This window comes from Pseudonocardia ailaonensis, from assembly GCF_039531635.1.
Classification (GTDB): domain Bacteria; phylum Actinomycetota; class Actinomycetes; order Mycobacteriales; family Pseudonocardiaceae; genus Pseudonocardia; species Pseudonocardia ailaonensis.
Genome location: NZ_BAAAQK010000009.1, coordinates 519,752 through 536,932 on the forward strand (window position 1 = coordinate 519,752; position 17,181 = coordinate 536,932).

General features: G+C 70.9%; 16 protein-coding genes. All 16 read right to left on the reverse strand.

Going from position 1 to position 17,181, the window contains the following annotated elements; genetic code table 11:
* Positions 1-3 precede the first annotated feature (3 nt).
* Positions 4-1,356, reverse strand: a complete 1,353-nt coding sequence (locus ABD324_RS18285) for an MmgE/PrpD family protein (protein ID WP_344418220.1) — start codon at positions 1,354-1,356, stop codon at positions 4-6.
* Positions 1,353-2,567, reverse strand: coding sequence for a CaiB/BaiF CoA transferase family protein (locus ABD324_RS18290; RefSeq protein WP_344418222.1), 1,215 nt, complete (start codon positions 2,565-2,567; stop codon positions 1,353-1,355). The genes ABD324_RS18285 and ABD324_RS18290 overlap by 4 nt, the downstream gene beginning before the upstream one ends.
* Positions 2,564-3,625, reverse strand: coding sequence for an acyl-CoA dehydrogenase family protein (locus tag ABD324_RS18295; protein WP_344418224.1), 1,062 nt, complete (start codon positions 3,623-3,625; stop codon positions 2,564-2,566). The genes ABD324_RS18290 and ABD324_RS18295 overlap by 4 nt, the downstream gene beginning before the upstream one ends.
* Positions 3,622-4,719, reverse strand: coding sequence for an acyl-CoA dehydrogenase family protein (locus ABD324_RS18300; RefSeq protein WP_344418226.1), 1,098 nt, complete (start codon positions 4,717-4,719; stop codon positions 3,622-3,624). The genes ABD324_RS18295 and ABD324_RS18300 overlap by 4 nt, the downstream gene beginning before the upstream one ends.
* On the reverse strand, positions 4,716-5,132 hold the full coding sequence (locus ABD324_RS18305; RefSeq protein ID WP_344418228.1) for a nuclear transport factor 2 family protein: 417 nt from the start codon (positions 5,130-5,132) through the stop codon (positions 4,716-4,718). Before ABD324_RS18305 ends, ABD324_RS18300 begins: the two co-directional genes overlap by 4 nt.
* A complete protein-coding gene (locus tag ABD324_RS18310; protein WP_344418231.1) occupies positions 5,132-5,995 on the reverse strand; it encodes an enoyl-CoA hydratase/isomerase family protein in 864 nt (287 codons plus the stop codon). The genes ABD324_RS18305 and ABD324_RS18310 overlap by 1 nt, the downstream gene beginning before the upstream one ends.
* A complete protein-coding gene (locus ABD324_RS18315) occupies positions 5,992-7,749 on the reverse strand; it encodes an FAD-dependent oxidoreductase (RefSeq protein ID WP_344418233.1) in 1,758 nt (585 codons plus the stop codon). Before ABD324_RS18315 ends, ABD324_RS18310 begins: the two co-directional genes overlap by 4 nt.
* A 41-nt stretch (positions 7,750-7,790) precedes the next feature.
* Positions 7,791-8,648 carry a TauD/TfdA dioxygenase family protein gene (locus ABD324_RS18320; RefSeq protein ID WP_344418235.1) on the reverse strand — a complete coding sequence of 286 codons (858 nt, stop codon included), beginning with the start codon at positions 8,646-8,648 and terminating at the stop codon, positions 7,791-7,793.
* Between the two features lie 88 nt (positions 8,649-8,736).
* Positions 8,737-9,492 (reverse strand): ABC transporter ATP-binding protein, encoded by a 756-nt coding sequence (locus ABD324_RS18325; RefSeq protein WP_344418237.1) that lies wholly within the window; start codon positions 9,490-9,492, stop codon positions 8,737-8,739.
* Positions 9,485-10,282: an ABC transporter ATP-binding protein gene (locus ABD324_RS18330; RefSeq protein ID WP_344418239.1), complete on the reverse strand. Its 798-nt coding sequence runs from the start codon at positions 10,280-10,282 to the stop codon at positions 9,485-9,487. Before ABD324_RS18330 ends, ABD324_RS18325 begins: the two co-directional genes overlap by 8 nt.
* Positions 10,279-11,220 (reverse strand): branched-chain amino acid ABC transporter permease, encoded by a 942-nt coding sequence (locus tag ABD324_RS18335; RefSeq protein ID WP_344418241.1) that lies wholly within the window; start codon positions 11,218-11,220, stop codon positions 10,279-10,281. Before ABD324_RS18335 ends, ABD324_RS18330 begins: the two co-directional genes overlap by 4 nt.
* Positions 11,217-12,104, reverse strand: a complete 888-nt coding sequence (locus ABD324_RS18340) for a branched-chain amino acid ABC transporter permease (RefSeq protein WP_344418243.1) — start codon at positions 12,102-12,104, stop codon at positions 11,217-11,219. The genes ABD324_RS18335 and ABD324_RS18340 overlap by 4 nt, the downstream gene beginning before the upstream one ends.
* Before the next feature lie 35 nt (positions 12,105-12,139).
* Positions 12,140-13,330, reverse strand: coding sequence for an ABC transporter substrate-binding protein (locus ABD324_RS18345; protein WP_344418245.1), 1,191 nt, complete (start codon positions 13,328-13,330; stop codon positions 12,140-12,142).
* A 39-nt stretch (positions 13,331-13,369) separates the two neighbouring features.
* The gene (locus ABD324_RS18350) at positions 13,370-14,293 is read right to left on the reverse strand and encodes an alpha/beta fold hydrolase (protein ID WP_344418247.1); all 924 of its coding nucleotides are present in this window, start codon (positions 14,291-14,293) and stop codon (positions 13,370-13,372) included.
* A gap of 242 nt (positions 14,294-14,535) precedes the next feature.
* Positions 14,536-15,747, reverse strand: coding sequence for a TetR/AcrR family transcriptional regulator (locus tag ABD324_RS18355; protein WP_344418249.1), 1,212 nt, complete (start codon positions 15,745-15,747; stop codon positions 14,536-14,538).
* Between the two features lie 378 nt (positions 15,748-16,125).
* Positions 16,126-16,920 carry a FadR/GntR family transcriptional regulator gene (locus ABD324_RS18360; RefSeq protein WP_344418251.1) on the reverse strand — a complete coding sequence of 265 codons (795 nt, stop codon included), beginning with the start codon at positions 16,918-16,920 and terminating at the stop codon, positions 16,126-16,128.
* Positions 16,921-17,181: the final 261 nt, after the last annotated feature.

Below are 17,181 nucleotides of genomic sequence, written 5' to 3' on the forward strand. Positions count from 1 at the left end.
TCCTTACCCGTCGGCCCGCGCCGGTTCGCTCCCGCGGACGAGCGCCGCGAGGTCACGCAGGTCGGACTGCTTCTCCAGGCCCTCGACGAAGGCGACGACCTCGGCCGCCACCGAGGGACCGATCCGGTTCGCGGCCAGGTCGAGGAACTTCCGCGCCGTGTCGTCACCGGTCATGGGGTTGCCCGGGCTGCCTTTCGCCCAGTCGACCGTGTCCTCGTGACGGGTGCCGTCGGTCTGGGTGACCTCGACCCGCGCCCGGGTGATCCGTTCGTAGGTGCTGACCAGGTCGACCCGTTCGGTGAGTGCCCGGACGTCGGCGCGCCCGGTGGCGCCGTCGGTGAAGTGCGAGGCCGGCGAGGTCCCGCTCAGCAGCGCCGACGCGACCGCGTACTGGGTGCTGAACTTGGCCTCGAGGCCGGTCGCCGGACGCGGGATCGCGGCGGCCCGCACGGTGACGGCCGAGACGTCGCACCGGACTCGGTCGATCCGCGCCGGATCGACGACCCGCGACAGCCGGATCGCCGCGTCGATGGACGCGTGGATCGCGCCGCAGGCGGCGTAGGGCTTGATGGCGTTGTCCGCCACCAGCCACCGCGTCCCGAGCTCCGCGCCCAGCTGCTCGTCGTCGATGCCGGTCAGCACGACGGGCAGGCCCCGCTCACCGTCGAGCACCGACGTGCTCCCGGTGTAGCCGGCCTCGGCGAGGGACGCCGAGAGCACCGCGTCGGCGGCGGCCTTCCCGCTGTGCAGCGGCTTGCCCATGGTGCCGAAGCTGGCCAGCAGGCCGGCCGCCTGAGTGCCGGCGAGACCGAGGCAGGTGGCCAGCAGCTCGGGACCCAGCCCGATCAGCCTGCCCACACCGATCGCCGTGCCCAGGTGGGTGAGCACCCCGGTCGGGTGGTAGCCGCGGTGGATCAGGGGCTGGCCAAGCACGGTGGACAGGTGCGCGTGCACCTCGTAGCCGGCGACGAAGGCAGCCAGCAGGTCCGCACCGGTCCGGCCGCGGTCCTCGGCGACCGCGAGCAGGGCCGCGACCAGGGGCGCGGTCCCGTGGATCACGCCCTCGGCCAGGTAGTCGTCGAAGTCCAGCGCGTGGGCACACGCGCCGTTGACCAGCGCGGCGGTCTCCGGCGAGGCCGTGCGCCCGGCGCCGACCACCGTGGACGGACCGCCACGGTCGCCGGCCCTGGCGGCGAGGAGCGCCCCGGCGAGCGGCTCGGCACTTCCGGCGAGGGTCACGCCGAGCCAGTCGAGGATGGCCGACTTGGCCGCACGGACAGCCTCGTCCGGGACCTCCCGCAGGTCGAGTGCGCCGGCGAAGTCGACGAAACGTGAGGTGAGAGGGGTCTGGGTCATGCTTCCTCCACGAGGGGCGGTTCCGGCACCCGCACGGTCCCGCTCTCGACCAGGTTGCGGGCGTGCAGCGGATCGATGCCGAGCTCGGCCAGCAGGTCGAGCGAGTCCTGGCCGATGAGCGGGGCGGGACGCGGCTCGGAGGCCTCGGCGCCCGAGAACCGGACCGGACCGCGGATCTCCAGGTAGGGGCCTGCCAGCGGATGGGTGGCCTCGCGCAGGACTCCCAGCTCACGGGCCGGGCCGTCGACGAGCTCGTCGAGCGACGCGACCGGGGCCGCGGCGATGTCGAGGGTCACGAAGGTGTCCACCCACTCGGCGGTGCTCCGCTCGACGAGGATCTCGTCGAGCCAGCCGTACATCTGCGGCGCGAGCCGTTTGACCTCGTGCGGCGACAGCCCTCTGAGCCGGGCCCGGTGCCCGTGCTCGTCGAGGTGCTCCCACAGGCGGTCCCAGTCCCGCGGTGAGTAGGGCATGACCACGATCCAGCCGTCGGCGGTGCGGTGCGGGCGGCGGTGGGGTGTCAGCACCCGGTCGTAGCCCGGGGTGCTCAACGGGGGGCGGGTCGTCGCCCCGGCCAGGTGCTCGACGAGGGTGAAGGCCACCATCGTGTCGAACATCGGGACCTCGACCTCCTGGCCCTGTCCGGTCGTGGCCCGCTGGAACAGGGCCGCCAGAACCCCGTAGGCAATGGTCAGGCCGCTCACCTTGTCCGCGAGCACGGTCGGGAGCAGCTCCGGCTCCCCGCGGGTGCGTTCGGACAGACCGGCGATCCCGCTGGCCGCCTGGACGACGTCGTCGTAGGCGGGTTCGTCCGCGCGACCGCTGTCCGAGCCGTAGCCGTGCGAGCGGCAGTACACGATGTCGGGACGCCAGTGCCGGACGTCGGCGTAGCTCACGCCGAGCTTGTCGAGCGCCAGGGGACGCAGGTTGGTCAGGAAGACGTCCGCAGTCGCCGCCAGCCGCTCCAGGACGGCGCGCCCGCCCGCGGCGCGGACGTCGACGGCGAGGGACCGCTTGTTCCGGTTGAGGTTGAGCGCGACGCCGGAGAGGTCCGGATGGGGGCCGGCCCCCACCTGCCGGTTCGGATCGCCCTCCAACGACTCGACCTTGATCACGTCCGCGCCTAGGTCCGCCAGGACCTGACCGGCGAACGGGACCATGAGCACGGTCCCGAACTCGATCACCCGGACCCCGGCGAGCGGCTGCGTCACGACAGCACCTCACCGGGGGTGAGGGCCGACCAGGCGTCCGGGCCGAGCGCGAGCAGGGATCGGCCCACCACGGCGGCCCACTCGTCCTCGGTCCCGTCGTCGTCCTGCCAGGCGAGCAGGCGGGTGGTCAGCCGGTGGAGGGGGTACTCGGCCGTGATCCCGACGGCCCCGTGCAGCTGGTGCGCCAGTGCGGCCACCGTTGCGGCGCCACGCGACGTGGTCACCTTCGCCGCGCCGCACGCGATCTCCCAGGCGGGTCCGCCCGTCTCGGCGTACCGCAGGCATCTCGTCACGGCGGCGCGGGCCACGGCGACCTCGGCCGCCAGCACGGCGACGGACTGTGCCACGGCCTGGAACCGGATGATCGGACGGCCGAACTGCCGGCGCTGCTGGACGAACTCCAGCGTGAGGTCACGGGTCCGTTCCATCGCGCCCAGGATCTGCACACTGCGCGACAGGGCCGCTCGCGCTCTGATCCCGGTGTTGGTGACCGAGGCCGGCAGCGGTGCCCAGATGGTCGTGGCGAGGTCGAGCTCGACGTCGTCGCGGGGCTCACCCGCGAGGTTCTCGCCCTCGGTGATCGCGAGGCCGGCCGGTTCGACCAGTGCGACCAGCCGGCCGTCGAGCCCGTCGGCGACGACGACGAGGTGCGGGGCGGCGCGGGCCCACGGAACGGCACGAGCCACCCCGCGCAGGTGCACACCGCCGGCAGCCGGGGCGGCCGTCACTCGGTCGGCCGGCGCGAACCCTCCCGCGGTCAGGGGTCCGGAGGGGAGGTCCAGACCCGCGCTGTCGAGCAGCCACGAGGCCACGACCGCGGTCTCCGCGATCGGGAGCGGGAGCGCGTGTCGACCGACCGCGGCGGCGACCTCGATCGCGTGCTCCACCGTGCCACCACCTCCGCCGCGGCTCTCGGCGCTCCCGACGAGGGTGAGCCCGAGCGACTCCAGCTCCTCCCACAGTTCGCCCGCGCCAGGCGAGGCACCCGCGCCGAGCGACCTGATGTAGGCACCGGCGACGTCGTCGAGGACGCCGCGCAGGTCGTCGATGTCCGTCACGACGCCACCAGCTGCCGGGCCGTGATCGTGCGCAGGATCTCGTTGGTCCCGCCGCGGAGGGTGAACGTCGGCGACGCGAACTGGGCGGCGTGCAGGAGCCGCTGCAGCTCGGGATGGCGCCGGACGTCGGACCCGAGGGCACGGCGCACGATCTCGACGCTCTCCTGCTCGAAGGTCGTCCCGGCGTCCTTCGCCAGCGCCGCGTCCGCGCCGAAGTCCAGGCCCGCCTGTCCCTTCTCCGCCACCTGCCAGGACAGCTCGCGCAGCGCGGACAGGCGCGCGGCCAGCCGACCGCGGTCGGCGTCGAGGGCGGGAGCCTCGAGCGCGAGGAAGCGGGCGAGCAGCACGAAGGTGCTCAGGTAGCGGTCAGGACCGCTGCGCTCCCAGCCGAGCTCCTGGGTCGCCTGCTGCCATCCGCGCCCGATCTCGCCGATGACGTCCGCGTCCGGGACGAACACCTTGTCGAGGAAGATCTCGGCGAACTCGGCCTCCCCGGACATGGTGACGATGGGCCGCGCACGGAAGCCCTCGGCGTCGGTCGACACCATGAGCTGGCTCAAGCCGTGGTGCCGATCCTCGGAGTCACCGGTCCGGCACAGCACGAACATGTGGTCGACGCGGTCCCCCGCGCTCGTCCACACCTTCTGCCCGGTGATCGCCCAGCCGCCGTCGACCCGGGTCGCGCGGGTCCGGACCGAGGCGAGGTCCGAGCCCGAGTCGGGCTCGCTCAGACCGATCCCGAAGCTCAGCTCGCCGCGGACGATGCCGGGCAGCAGCCTGCTCTTCTGCTCCTCTGTGCCGATCCGCAGCAGCATTGGGGCCACCTGGCGTTCGGCTGCCCAGTGCGCCAGTACCGGCGCCCCCGCGGCCAGCAGCTCCTCGGCGACGACGAAGCGCTCCACATGGGACCGGCCGGCGCCGCCGTACTCCTGCGGGACCGTCATGCCCACCCAGCCGCGCGCGGCGAGCCGCCGGCTGAAGTCCCGCGAGAACCCGCGGGCCCACGAGTCGACGAGGGGGACGAACCCGCCACGCCCGATCTCCTCGGCGAGGAATGCGCGGACCTCGGTCCGCAGCGGAGCCCACGCCTTCACGGCGCGTCGACCATGACGTTCGGGATGGACTCCAGGATGTACTTCGGCTCGAAGATCCGCTCCGTGTACCGCCAGCCGTCGGGGGTGCGGCGGAGCCGGTCGCGGTAGATGCCGAACATCGACACCTCGCACCGCTTCTGCTCGTTGAGGAACAGGAGGTAGCACTGCACGGTCGCCGTGTCGCCGTCCACGGTGATCGCGAAGTCCGACGTGACGTGGAATCCGTGCGGCCGCTCCGGCTTGTCGAAGATGCGGCGGCCCAGCTCCTCGATGCCCTTGGCCCGGTTCGTCGAACGGTAGCGCTCGAAGTAGCCGTCCTCGGTCCAGCAGCTCAGCCACGCCGCGCGGTCGTCGAGGTCCAGCGCGTGCATGTACTTCGCGGACAGCTCGAGGATCTCGTCCCGGTCACTCATCAGCTCGCCTCCTTCGTTCCCGTGCCTGTGGTCCCGCCCGTGGAGCGGGTGAACCGGGGTGCCCGGCCCTCGACGAACGCCGTCATCCCTTCCCGGGCGTCTGGCCCCGAGGCGAGCTCGCGCATCATCCGGGACTCGGCGACCCGCGCCTCGTCGAAGGACCGGGCGCCGTTCTCCTCCAGCAACAGCTTGATCTCGCGACGTGCCCGGGGAGAGACCTTCGTGCCGAGCCCGAGGGCCACCCGCACCGCCCGGTCGACCGGGTCGCCGTCGACGACCTCGCTGACCAGACCGGCCTGCAGTGCCTCCGCCGCCGGCACCAGCCGGCCGCTCAACATCCAGTCGGTCGCCCTGGCCAGTCCGACCAGTCGCGGGAGCAGCCAGGTGGACCCGCCCTCGGGGACGACCCCGACCTTGCCGAAGCCGAACCCGAAACGTGCCGTCGACGCGGCGATGCGCACGTCGGCACCGAGGGACAGCGTCGCGCCGCCGCCGACGGCGTCGCCGTTCACCGCCGCCACCACCGGGATCGGCCCGCCGCGCAGCAGGGCGGTGACCCGTCCGGCCGGCTCCAGCCAGTCGGGTGCGGCACCTCCGTCCTCGGTGATCAGGGTGTCGAGGGAACGTGCACCGGTGCTCAGGTCGGCGCCGACGCTGAAGACCGCACCGTCACCCGTGAGGACGATCCCGTCGGCCTCTCCGGCGAACGCGCTGCGCAGTGTCCGTTCGAGCAGGGAGAAGGCCTGCGCGGTGAGGGCCTGCCCCCGGGTTCCGCCCATCCGGAGAACGGCGACACCACCCACCGCGACGGTGGTCACCGTGAAGGCGGTCGTCACGTGCGCGGAGTCCGCAATGCGGCTCATCGCGCGCCGGCCGGGAGTCTGATGCCCGCCAGGTCGGCCTCGATCTGCAGCGCGAGGTACTGGGAGTAGATCCGGGCCTCGGCCAGTCCACCGGCAATGAACCACAGGTGCTCCTGCGCCGTCGGACGGGAGACGTTCCGCAGTTCCCCCTCCGCGTCGAGCCCCCAGACCGGCCCGATTCGGTCCGCCATCGCCGGGCCGAGCATCGTGGCGACCGCCTCGGTCACGGTCTCGTAGCCGGTGGACAGCACGATGACGTCGAACTGCCGGGTGCTGCCGTCGGCGAATTCCGCGCCGTCGGCGGTCAACCGGGTGAGGGTGTGCGCGTCGAGCACCTCGATCTCCTTGGCCGCGATCAGCTGGGAGCACCCGACGTCGATGTAGTAGCCGCCGCCCTCGCGCAGGAACTGCATCTGGAAGCCCGTGCCGTCCGAGCCTGTGTGAGTCCGGAAGCCCACCTCGTCGAGCCGGTCGAGCAGATCCCGGTCCAGCTCGGCGATCTCGGTGGTCAGCCGCTGGGCCCTGACCCGCTTCACCGGATAGGGGACCGAGACGTTCAGCAGGTCGAGCTGGTCGAGGGGCTCCGGGGACCGGTAGTGGGCGTAGACCTTCTCCGCCCCCGGGTGCAGGCTCGCGATGATGGTCGAGCTGCGCTGCATGATCGACACGCGGGCGCCGTGCCAGTAGAGGTCCTGGGCGATGTCGTGGCCGCTGACGCCCGACCCGACGACGAGCGCGGACCGGTCCCGGTAGGCACTGCCCTGCACGTACTCGCTCGAGTGGACGACATCGCCGCGGTAGTCCCCGAGGCCGGGGATATCGGGCCGCTTCGCCGTCCCGCTCACCCCGATGGCCATGACCAGGTGTCTGGGCCTGAGTACACGCTGCTCACCGTCGCGGGCGACCTCCACCGTCCAGGTCGACGACCCGGGGTCGTACTCGCCCGAACGGAACTCCGTCGAGGTCCAGACGTTGAGCTCCATCGCCGAGGCGTAGGACTCGAGCCAGTCCCCCAGCTTGTCCTTCGGGATGTACGTCGGCCAGTTCTCCGGGAACGGCATGAAGGGCAGGTGGTTGGAGCCCTTCTCGTTGTGCAGCCGCAGGACGTGGTAGCGCTTGCGCCAGTTGTCCCCGACGCGGGCGAACCGGTCGACGAGGAGCACGTCCACACCGGCCTGGCGGAGCCGGGCGGCTAGCGCGAGACCGCACTGCCCGGCGCCGACGATCACGACCTCGGGCTCGCGGTCCTCGTAGCCCACCTCGAGCGCGCGGAAGTCCAGCCAGTTCCGGCGCTCCTGTCCTTCGTAGGCCGCATCGCTGGGCCGCTCCGGCCGGGTCCGGGCGAGCTCGGGACGGAGGCTCCGCAACGAGGTCATGAGCGTCCACGCCCGCAGCTCGCCGCCCTCGTCGACGAGCCGGACGACACCGTCGGCCCGGCCCGCAGCCGTCTCGAACCGGAACACGACCTCCCACGCGTCCCGCAGCGTCCGTGCGTTGCGCACGACCGACACGACCTCGCCCAGCACCGGTGACGAGGTCTCGCCGACCCGTAGACGGGCCAACTCCTCGGCGATCGCGTCGCGACCGTCCAGGGTGCGCAGGTCACCGGTGAGCGCCAGGAGATCGCGCCATGATGCGTCGGCGAGGAACAGTTCCGCGGGCGAGAGGCCCTCGCGCACGGCGCGGAAGAAGGCCTCCAACCACCGAGCGGTTCCCGCCTCGGCCGCGGGGGTCGGATCGACGACGTCCGTCATGGGTTGGTTACTCCTCAACGTCATTCCTTGTTGATCTTCGGTCAGGTGGGGATGCCCCCGGCCAGGGAGATCCGCCACATCTCGCGACGATGGCCGTGATAGTCGTTGCGGGCGTTGTGTTGTAAGCACCGGTTGTCGTAGACCACGACCATCCCCGGCTCCCAGCGGATGCGCAGGACGAACTCGTCGCGGGCTGCGTGTGCGCACAGGGAGCGGATCAGCGGGGTGGTCTCCTCGGCCGTCATGTCCACGAAGTGCGAGGTCATCCCGCCGTCCGCGACCATGCCGTTGAGGAACAGGGACCGCCGGCCCGTTCCGGGGTGTCGGACCACGAGCGGGTGCTCCGCGGTCCGGACCAGCGTCTCGGTCCGCACCGCCATGGCGAGCCCGGCCCGCCGCTCCTCCATCGCGGCCGCGTCGCCGAGATAGCCGTTGGCGTGCACGACCCGCAGCCCGTCGGTGAGCCGCCGCATCCCCGGGGAGAGCGCCTCGTAGGCCGCGTACATGCTGGCGAACAGGGTGTCCCCGCCGACGGGCGGGACCTCGACCGCATACAGGACGGCACCGGCAGGGGGACGGTCCCGGTAGGTCGAGTCGATGTGCCATCCCTCCCCCACGTTCAGCGTGTCGGTCGCCTCCTTGACCAGCGGCATGACCTCCGGGCACCCCTCGAGCCCGGCGTAGGTCTCGACGCGCTCGAGGTCGCCGAAGGCACGACCGACCGAGACCAGCCGCTCCGGTGAGAGGCGTTGGCCCCTGAAGATCAGGACCTGGTGCTCGTGCCAGGCGGCGCTCAGCAACCGGACCGTGGGCTCGTCGACGTCCTCGGCCCAGTCGACCCCGCTGACCTCCGCCCCGAGCACGCCCCCCAGCGGCGTCACCTCCGCACGTCCCGCCATCACCGCTCCTCCACGCCGAGGTCTATTACTTAGTTAGACTAGTTAACGCGCGTGATCGCCCGGGTGTCAAGCGTCCGCCGGTCGCCACTCAGGCCTCCCCGCCCTGGTCCCGGGCACCGCTCTCCGCCGCCGGAGCCAGCGCCGCCTCGCCCAGGAACGCACGCAGGACGGAGGCGTGGTTGCGTGCGTCGGCCGCGTCCCCGGAGTAGACGACCGAACCGCGGGCGACGGCGACCACCTGGTCGGCGATGTCGAGGCCCGCGTCGGCGTTCTGCTCGACCATCAGCACGCCGAGTCCCGTCGCGGCGAGCTCCGCGACCTTGCCCAGGACCACGTCGGTCATCACCGGTGCCAGACCCATCGACGGCTCGTCGAGCAGCAGGACGGTCGGTTCCGACATCAGGGCGCGACCGAAGGCCAGCATCTGCTGCTCGCCGCCGCTGAGCAGCCCGGCGGCGACGTCGCGGCGATCGTGGAGCACCGGGAACATCTCGTGGACGCGGGCGAGCACCTCACGGAGCCGCGCTCCCTGACGGAGGTAGCCGCCCAGGCGGAGGTTCTCGGCCACGGTCATCGGCCCGAAGATGCGCCGACCCTCGGGGACGAGGGCGAGGCCGTGACGGACCACGACGTGCGGGGGCAGGCCCGTGAGGTCCTCCTCACCGAGGCGGACGGTGCCCGCCGCCGGTTTCAGCAGTCCCGCAACGGCATTCATCATCGTGGTCTTGCCGGCACCGTTCGCACCCAGCACCAGGGTGATCTCCCCGGGCCGGGCGCGGAGGCTGATGTCGCGGACGGCCTCCACCCTGCCGTAGCTGCAGGCCAACGAACTGATGTCAAGCATCGTGCCGCCATCTCCTGCCGAGGTAGGCCTCCTGCACACGGGGGTCCCGGATGACGTCCTCGGGGCGTCCCTCGGTCACGAGCGTGCCCGCGGTCATCGCGAAGACGTGGTCGGTGGTGTCGACGACCATCTGGACGTCGTGCTCGACGAGGAGCTGCGAGATGCCCGCAGAGCAGAGGCGGTGCATGAGGTCGGCAATCTCGTGGCGTTCGATCTGGTTCATGCCGGCGGTGGGTTCGTCGAGCAGGAGGAAGCGTGGCCGCGCGGCGATCGCCCGGGCGATCTCCACCCGTCGCTGCGCCCCGTAGGACAGCTCGGCCGGCAGGCGGCGTCGCAGGGAGTCCAGCCCGGTCACCGTGATCGCCCTGTCGACGGCGGCCGCGAGCTCCTCCCGGGTGGGGTGGAGCCCCGGGACGCGCCGGGCGAATTGTCCGGGACGCCGCAGGTCGGCGCCCAGCTCGACGTTCTCGTACACCGTCAGGTTCGGGATGAGCCGCACCGTCTGGAAGGTGCGTGACACGCCGAGCGCCACAAGCCGGTGGGCGCGCGCGCCGGAATAGGGCACCGCATCGAGCAGCAGCTCACCCGCGGTCAGCGGGACGAGCCGGGTGATCGCACCGATCAGGGTGGACTTGCCCGACCCGTTGGGGCCGATCACACCGTAGATCTTGCCCTCGGCCATGCTCATCGAGACCCGGTCGACGGCCTTGACCCCGCCGTAGTGGACGGAGACCCCGCGCAGCTCGAGGACCGGCGGGGCCGTCGCGGTCGCCTCGGGAGTGGTGGTCATCGGAATGCCTCCGCAGCCCTGTCCGCCTCGGTGGCCTCGGTGGCCGGCACGTCGGGACCGCCGTCCGCCGCGCTGGCTCCGTCCGCGTCGGGCGGACGTCTCCGGCTCCGGCGCACGGCGTCGAGCACCACCCCGTGGATGCCGCGCGGCAGGAAGATCGCCGCCAGCGTGACGATCACGCCGTAGACCAGGTCCTGCCACTCCCCGATCGCCGTCAGCAGCGTGGGCAGCCAGGTGAACAGGACCGCGCCGATCAGCGCTCCGGCCCACGACCGGGTCCCACCCACCACGATCATCGTCAACGCGAGCACGATCAGGGAGAACCCGACGTCCGGAGGGCTGATCGCACTCCGGGTGAGCACCGCCATCCCCCCGGCCAGCGCGCCGAGGGCGCCGCCGGCCGCGAAACCGGACAGCCGGTACCTCCGTACGTTCACCCCCAGGGAGGCGGCGAGCTCCGGGTCCTCACGGACCGCGTCCACCCGACGCCCCGTCCGTCCGCGTTCCGTCGCGGCCAGCACGACGACCACGACGACGAGCAGCACGATCATCTGGACGACGTCGAAGTCCGTGAGGACGCCGTACAGGCCGGTCGAGCCGCCCGTCAGGGGGTCGCCGTTCAGCGCGACCACGCCAACGATGAGGTCGAAGGCCACCGTCGCCATCGCGAGGTAGATGCCGCTCAGCCGGTACACGACGAGGCCCAGCAGCAGAACGACGAGCGTCGAACCCACGACCGAGACGGCGAGCGCGGGAAGGGCGGGCATGTCGGCCTTCAGCACGAGCAACGCCGTCGCATAGGCCGACAGCCCGAACGCCCCCGCGCCGGCCAGGGAGAAGACCCCCAGGCGGAGCGGGACCTGGATGGACAGCGCGAGCGCGAACCCCACGAACGTGGCCTGGATGAGAGTCAGGTTCGAGGCGAAGAAGTCGGTCACGTCCGACGTACCTCCTTCCGGCCGAAGAGGCCGACCGGACGCAGCACGAGCATCAGGAAGATGAGGCTGAAGGACACCGCGTCGACCCACGATCCGCTCGTGAACGTCAGGACGGAGACCTCTGCGGCCGCGAGGACGAGCGACCCGACGGCCGCACCGGCGATGCTGCCCACGCCGCCGAGGATGACGATGGCGAAGGCCTTGACCAGCAGGAGGTCGCCGCTGTCCGGTGTGAGCGCGGTGAGTGTGTAGGTGTAGACGACCCCGGCCAGGCCTGCGAGCCCGCCGGCCAGGGCCATCGCGAGCAGTGCCGAGCGGCGCCGGTCGATGCCCATCAGGCCGGCGACCGGCGCGTCCACCCCGAGCGAGCGCAGCGCCAGCCCGCCCCGTGAGCGGGCCAGCCACACCGCGATCGCGAGGCCTAGCAGCACCGCCAGGCCGATCCCGTAGAGGGCGATGTTGGTGGCGCGGAACGACCCCAGGACCACGGGGCTCACGACGAACGAGCCCTGGTCGAGGCCGAAGGGCAGGTTCTTGGTCTGGTGCTCCATGAACGCCAGCGGGATCGTGGAGAAGCCGAGCCCGCCGATGAGGATCCTCATCTCGGCCTGGTGGATGCTCGGCGACCGGCGCAGGATCGGCTCGAAGACGAGGACCTGGAGCAGGACCGTCAGAACGGCGCCGCACGCGGCACCGAGCAGCAGCACCACGAGGAACGGGAGCCGGGCCACCCCGAGGGTGAGGTGGGTCAGGTAGACGGCGAAGACGAACGTCACGCCGTGGGCGAAGTTGAGGATCCCCAGGCTCCCCCACACCAGGTTCAACCCGAGCGAGAACAGCAGGTAAATGGATCCCAGTGTCGCGATCTGCACGATGAACTGCACGGTTCTCCCCTCAGAGGTCGCGGGCCGGGCCCGGCTCAGACGTCCTTGCCGTTGTAGAGGAGCTTCTCCGCCGTGCCCGTCCATTCGACGACCACACCGGGGGCCTGCAGCGTGCCGTCGACCCAGCGGAGCTGATCCCCCAGAGCACCGGACATGGGTTCCTTCCCGGCGGCAACCATCGCGTCCTTGACCTTCGCCCGGTCGGTCGACCCGGCCGCCTTGATCGCACGCGCCACGAACCAGGCGGCGTCGTAGGCCTCCGCGGCATAGTTCGTGGGCTCCTTGCCGAACATCTGCCGGTACAGACCCGAGAACTTCTCGCTCCCCGGCGACGAGACCAGCGACGAGAAGTCCGTCGGCCACACCATCCCGGCACCGTTCGCACCGGCCGGAGTCAGGTTCCCCGCCCCCGCACCGGAGTTGCCGAGCACCGGCCCGGTATACCCTGCCTGCCGCAGCTGGGTCATCGCCGTCACGTTGGACGCACCCGTCTGGATCACCGCCACGCCGTCCGGCTTCGCTCCGAGGATCTGGGCGATCGGCGCCGAGAAGTCCTGCGTGGTCGGCGTCGTCCCGACCGAACCGACCACCGATATGCCTAGCTCTTTCGCGAGGTCGGGGAGGACCGTCGACCCGATCTTGATCAGGGTCGGCGAGGAGGTCGTGTAGATGATGCCGAGGGACTTCCAGCCCTGCTCGGCCACGAACTTCTTCATGATCGGGTAGAACGAGATCATCAAGGGTGTGGCCCGCCAGGTGTAGTCACCGACCACCACCCCGTCGCTGCCGGCCTGGGTGTAGATGATCGGCAGCCCAGCTTTCTGGGCGATCGGCGACATCGCCAGGGCGCTCGGGGTCGCGATGGATCCGAAGACGGCCGGGACGCTGCGGTCACTCACGGCCGCACTCAGCTTGTTGGCCGCGGTGACCGGTTCCCCCTTGTCGTCCTCGTAGGTCACCGACAGGGTCGAGTCGCCGAAGAACCGGGTGTCGTTGATCTCCTTCGTCGCGACCTTGTACCCCTCCTCGGCGCCCAGCCCGGCGAACGAGGTGGGGCCGGTCTCGGGGTTGACGGACACGATGCGGATGGTCTGCGGAAGCCCCCCGTCCGCGGAGGTCCCCCCGCCGCCCGATCCGCACGCGGCGAGGGTTAGGAGGGCCAGCGACCCCGCGGCGACCGCCCGCCAGGGCCGTCCGGGCCCGCCCGTCGTTCTCACGATCTTCATCCGCGGTCTCCTTTGACTCGGGAGTCTTGTTGTCGATGGTCAGAGGGTTCCGAGCCACGTCAGCGCGAGCTCGAGGATCTGGTCTGAGTTGGACTCGACCTGCATCATGTGGCCGTTGCCGACGATGCCGACATCGGCCAGGTACACGTGCTCGACCCGGAGGCCCCAGCTGCGCATGAGGGCGACGGTCTCGTCGTCGTAGCAGGCGTGGTAGGAGGCCGAGCCGGTGACGACCAGGATCGGGATGTCACGGAGGACGGACATCCCCTCCGCATCGAGGCCGACGGGGATGTCCGAGATCCCGTACCCGCGGGCGGGTTCTCCGGTGAAGAACTCACGGCCGGGCGGCCCGGAGGGCTCGATCGCGATGATCGCCCGGACCTGCTGCGGGGCCGCACCGGCCGCGACCCAACCCTGGGGCCCCGACTGCGAATGCGTGACCAGCACCGCCGGCCCGATCGTCGTGAGGAGTCCCGCCACGGCATCCCGGGCACGCTCCTGGCTCAGGGCATGGTCGGACAAGTAAGGCACCGTGCCGGCGAAGAACTGGTCGAAGACCGGATCACCCACCCGGCCGGTGCCCGGCCACTGCGTATGCCCTTCGGCACCGCTCCAGGCACGGTGAGCCGCACAGGCGGTGAAGAGCCGTTCGACGTCGCCGGCCGAGAGGCGGGTGAAGTCGTCCGCGTCCGCACTGATCGACCAGCCGGACCGACCACGATCGGGTTGGTCCACGACGACCACGTCGTACCCCCGGTCGACCGCTGACGGCGCCCAACCCGGACGGCCGTCGGCGGTCTGCATCCAGCAGTGTCCGGTGAGCGCACCGCCGTGCAGGAAGACCAGGGCCGAAGCCGACTCCCGCTCGGGGGCCAGGAGATGCTCGACGTACATCTGGCCGGTCATGAACTGCCCGTGACCGTTGTCCGTGATCGCCCCGGGGACGAAGTACCGGCTCGCCACACGGGCCTCACCCCGCCGCGTCACAGACACCCTGTCCACCCCCTTCGCGGGAACCGACCCCGGCTGGCCCCGCTCCCGGCCCCGCCGATGCCGACCCTGCGACGATCACGTCGTGATCGCCCTACTCATGATTCGCGGTTACCTAATCACAGTTCTGGTTTTGCGACAAGTATGCAGGTCAGAGCGATGTCGGAAGCGCGCATGAGAGCCGGACCAGGCCGACTGCCGTTGACTCGGACGAGCTAGCGCAGGGCGAGTCCAGCGCTCATGGCCGCCCAGGCCAGGTCACACAGGGCGTCGACCGAGAGCTCGGCCCGGGTGGAGTGGGTCCGGGAGAGGTCGTTGACGACGGTGATCCCGGCGTACACGCGCGCCATGGCCTCGCCCGCGGGCAGCGCGGGCACGCAGCGACGGAGCTGGCGACTCCAGATCTTCACGTATCGGTCGTGCTGCTCGGCCACCGGACGCCGGTCGCCGTCCGGACGCCGGGCGCCCTCGCTGAGGAGCGCCTCGACGACATGGGGCTCGGTAGTGACCAGGCGGGCATAGGAGTGCAGGAGGCCCCGCATCGCCGTCACCGAGTCCGCAGCCCCATCCAGCACCCCGCGCGCGTCCGCGTTCAAGCGGAGGCCGGCCCGGTTGAGCACGGCCGCAAGGACCGTGGACTTCGAGTCGTACCGGTGATAAAGGCTCGGCCCGGCCATGCCGACGGCTTCACCCAGATCGGCCATGGTGACCTGGTGGTACCCCTTCGCCCCGTAAAGCCGCATCGCAGCATCGAGGATCGCGAGGTCCGTGTCGTCGAGGTCCTCGTCGGCCAGCGGGGGGGCCACCGACGCGATCGGCTGCGCCGACCACGATCCGTGCGGCGGACCCTCGACGAGATGCGCGCCCACAGCACGAATCAGCTGTGGCAGCAGCCGGAGCAGGCGCTCCCGCGACACCGTCGTGGAGTGGTAGGAGAGGCTGGTCAGGATCGAGATCGTCGACCACGCCCGCGCGATCGGCGGTGGTCCGTCTCCCGGCCCGTCGAGGAGCTCGGAGATCCCGCGGGCGATCGCGCGAAGCCTCAGCGCCAACGCGTCGTAGTCGTCGACCGCCATGGCACGTGCCTCGCGCTGCCACAGAACGCCTAGGTCTCGGTGGGCGACCGCAATGGGGGTGAGTCGATCCGCGACGTCGTCCCAGCCCTGACAGTCCTGCAGCGCGTCCTCGTAGTCAGTGAACCGCCGGTCGAGGACGGCCGCGAGCAGCTTCTCCTTGCCCGGCAGGTAGCGGTACAGGGCGCTGGGGGCGACCCCGACCTCTGCCGTCACATCAGCGACCGATGTCGACGCGAACCCACGTGAGTACATCAACCGGGCGCCCGCCTCGATGATCTCCGCGAGACGCCGGGACTTCTGACGAGCACGCCGTATCGGAGTCGCGGCCACGACGCTCCCGTCCCCTGTCATGGGGTCATCATGCCTGGACACAACAACCAACCGATTCTCCGCGTCGACCCTCCGGCGCTACCGGAGTCGACTGGCGATGAGCGCACCGGGGCCCTGTCTGAGCCTCGCCGGGGAGACCACACGGTCCGGTCCGCGATGATCCCGCTGGTCGCCCACCTGCCGTGCTCACGCGCACCGAGTGTCCGGGAGATGTCCGCGTACCCCCGTCGTGGTTGTACCAGAACGTGACGACGCAGTCACGCCACTGCGGAGCTGCCTCCTCGGTGGGACGCCGACAGGTCGGCGATGGGCATGTCCCTCGATGCGGTCCACGACCAGGGCGCGGCTCACGTTGGATGGGACCAGTTCCGTCGACGACCCTGGGCCGCGGCGATAGGGCTAGGCGTCCCAGACGACCCGCTTGTCCATCAGCCACGGAGTACGGGCGTCCTGCAGATCGGCGTAGTCCCTGAGGTGATCGGCCACGAGCTGCTCGGTGAGCGGGCCGTCCCCCGCGAAGATCGCGTCCGCGATGTCCTGGTGCTGGTCGGCGATCCCCCCGGCCGCGTCCGCAGGGAAGAAGTTCTCCGCCTGGAGGTGCCCGGCGTAGACCATGCGCAGCGCCTTGCCCAGGATGTCGAGGACCGGATTACCCGAGGCACTGCTCATCGTGTCGTGGAAGTCCTGCGCCGACCCCATGGTGTTCCGACGCTCAGCAGGATGCTCCACGAGCTCACGGAGCCGCGCGAGCTGGTCCGCGTCCTGCCTCTCCGCTGCCAGCCTGGCCATCACCGGTTCGATCACGATCCGTGCTTCCACCACGTCCCGGTACGTGGCGTTGGTCAGTCGGAAGAACAGCGTGAGAGTTCGCGCAAGGTCACCGGCCACCAGCTCGCGCACCACAGGGCCTCCGCGCTGGCCGGGCCGGAGATCGATGACGCCATGCGTTTCCAGGAGCCGCAGACCTTCGCGGACGGACGCCCTTGACACGCGGAACCGCTCGACCATCGCCGCCTCGACAGCGAGACGGGCGCCCGCCTCGTGCCCCTGCGACACGATGTCCTCGACGATCGCGGCGGCAACCATCGTCGACACCTTGCGAGTACGGGGCGATGCCGAGGCTGGGGTGCGGTCGGGAAGCACGTCGAGCGAGGGGTCGGCGCCGACCGCAGCCGTGCCGTCCGAGTCGTCCATCAGTGAGAGTCTAACCCTCGCCAAGACCGTTGAGCGAGTGACTGGCCGAGGACCAGCGCACCCTTGCCTGCATGCGGGTCGAGGTCGACGACTTGCTGCACAGAGCATGCCCCACCCGCTTCGCGCGGCTCCAACGATGATGATAGTACCGGCCCCATCATGGCTCATGGATGGTCACAGAATGCCCTGGAACTGGAAGGATAGGTCTTGACACGTGCCTTCGAGGCTGAATAGCGTCCTGAACCCTGATACTGATTGAGG

What these genes read in the sequence shown, in the direction of transcription:
- ABD324_RS18325 (WP_344418237.1), bottom strand. Translation starts at nt 9,492, where the DNA reads ATGCTTGACATCAGTTCGTTGGCCTGCAGCTACGGCAGGGTGGAGGCC.
- ABD324_RS18310 (WP_344418231.1), bottom strand. Translation starts at nt 5,995, where the DNA reads ATGAGCCGCATTGCGGACTCCGCGCACGTGACGACCGCCTTCACGGTG.
- ABD324_RS18360 (WP_344418251.1), bottom strand. Translation starts at nt 16,920, where the DNA reads ATGGACGACTCGGACGGCACGGCTGCGGTCGGCGCCGACCCCTCGCTC.
- ABD324_RS18355 (WP_344418249.1), bottom strand. Translation starts at nt 15,747, where the DNA reads ATGACAGGGGACGGGAGCGTCGTGGCCGCGACTCCGATACGGCGTGCT.
- ABD324_RS18320 (WP_344418235.1), bottom strand. Translation starts at nt 8,648, where the DNA reads ATGGCGGGACGTGCGGAGGTGACGCCGCTGGGGGGCGTGCTCGGGGCG.
- ABD324_RS18305 (WP_344418228.1), bottom strand. Translation starts at nt 5,132, where the DNA reads ATGAGTGACCGGGACGAGATCCTCGAGCTGTCCGCGAAGTACATGCAC.
- ABD324_RS18345 (WP_344418245.1), bottom strand. Translation starts at nt 13,330, where the DNA reads ATGAAGATCGTGAGAACGACGGGCGGGCCCGGACGGCCCTGGCGGGCG.
- ABD324_RS18285 (WP_344418220.1), bottom strand. Translation starts at nt 1,356, where the DNA reads ATGACCCAGACCCCTCTCACCTCACGTTTCGTCGACTTCGCCGGCGCA.
- ABD324_RS18330 (WP_344418239.1), bottom strand. Translation starts at nt 10,282, where the DNA reads ATGACCACCACTCCCGAGGCGACCGCGACGGCCCCGCCGGTCCTCGAG.
- ABD324_RS18315 (WP_344418233.1), bottom strand. Translation starts at nt 7,749, where the DNA reads ATGACGGACGTCGTCGATCCGACCCCCGCGGCCGAGGCGGGAACCGCT.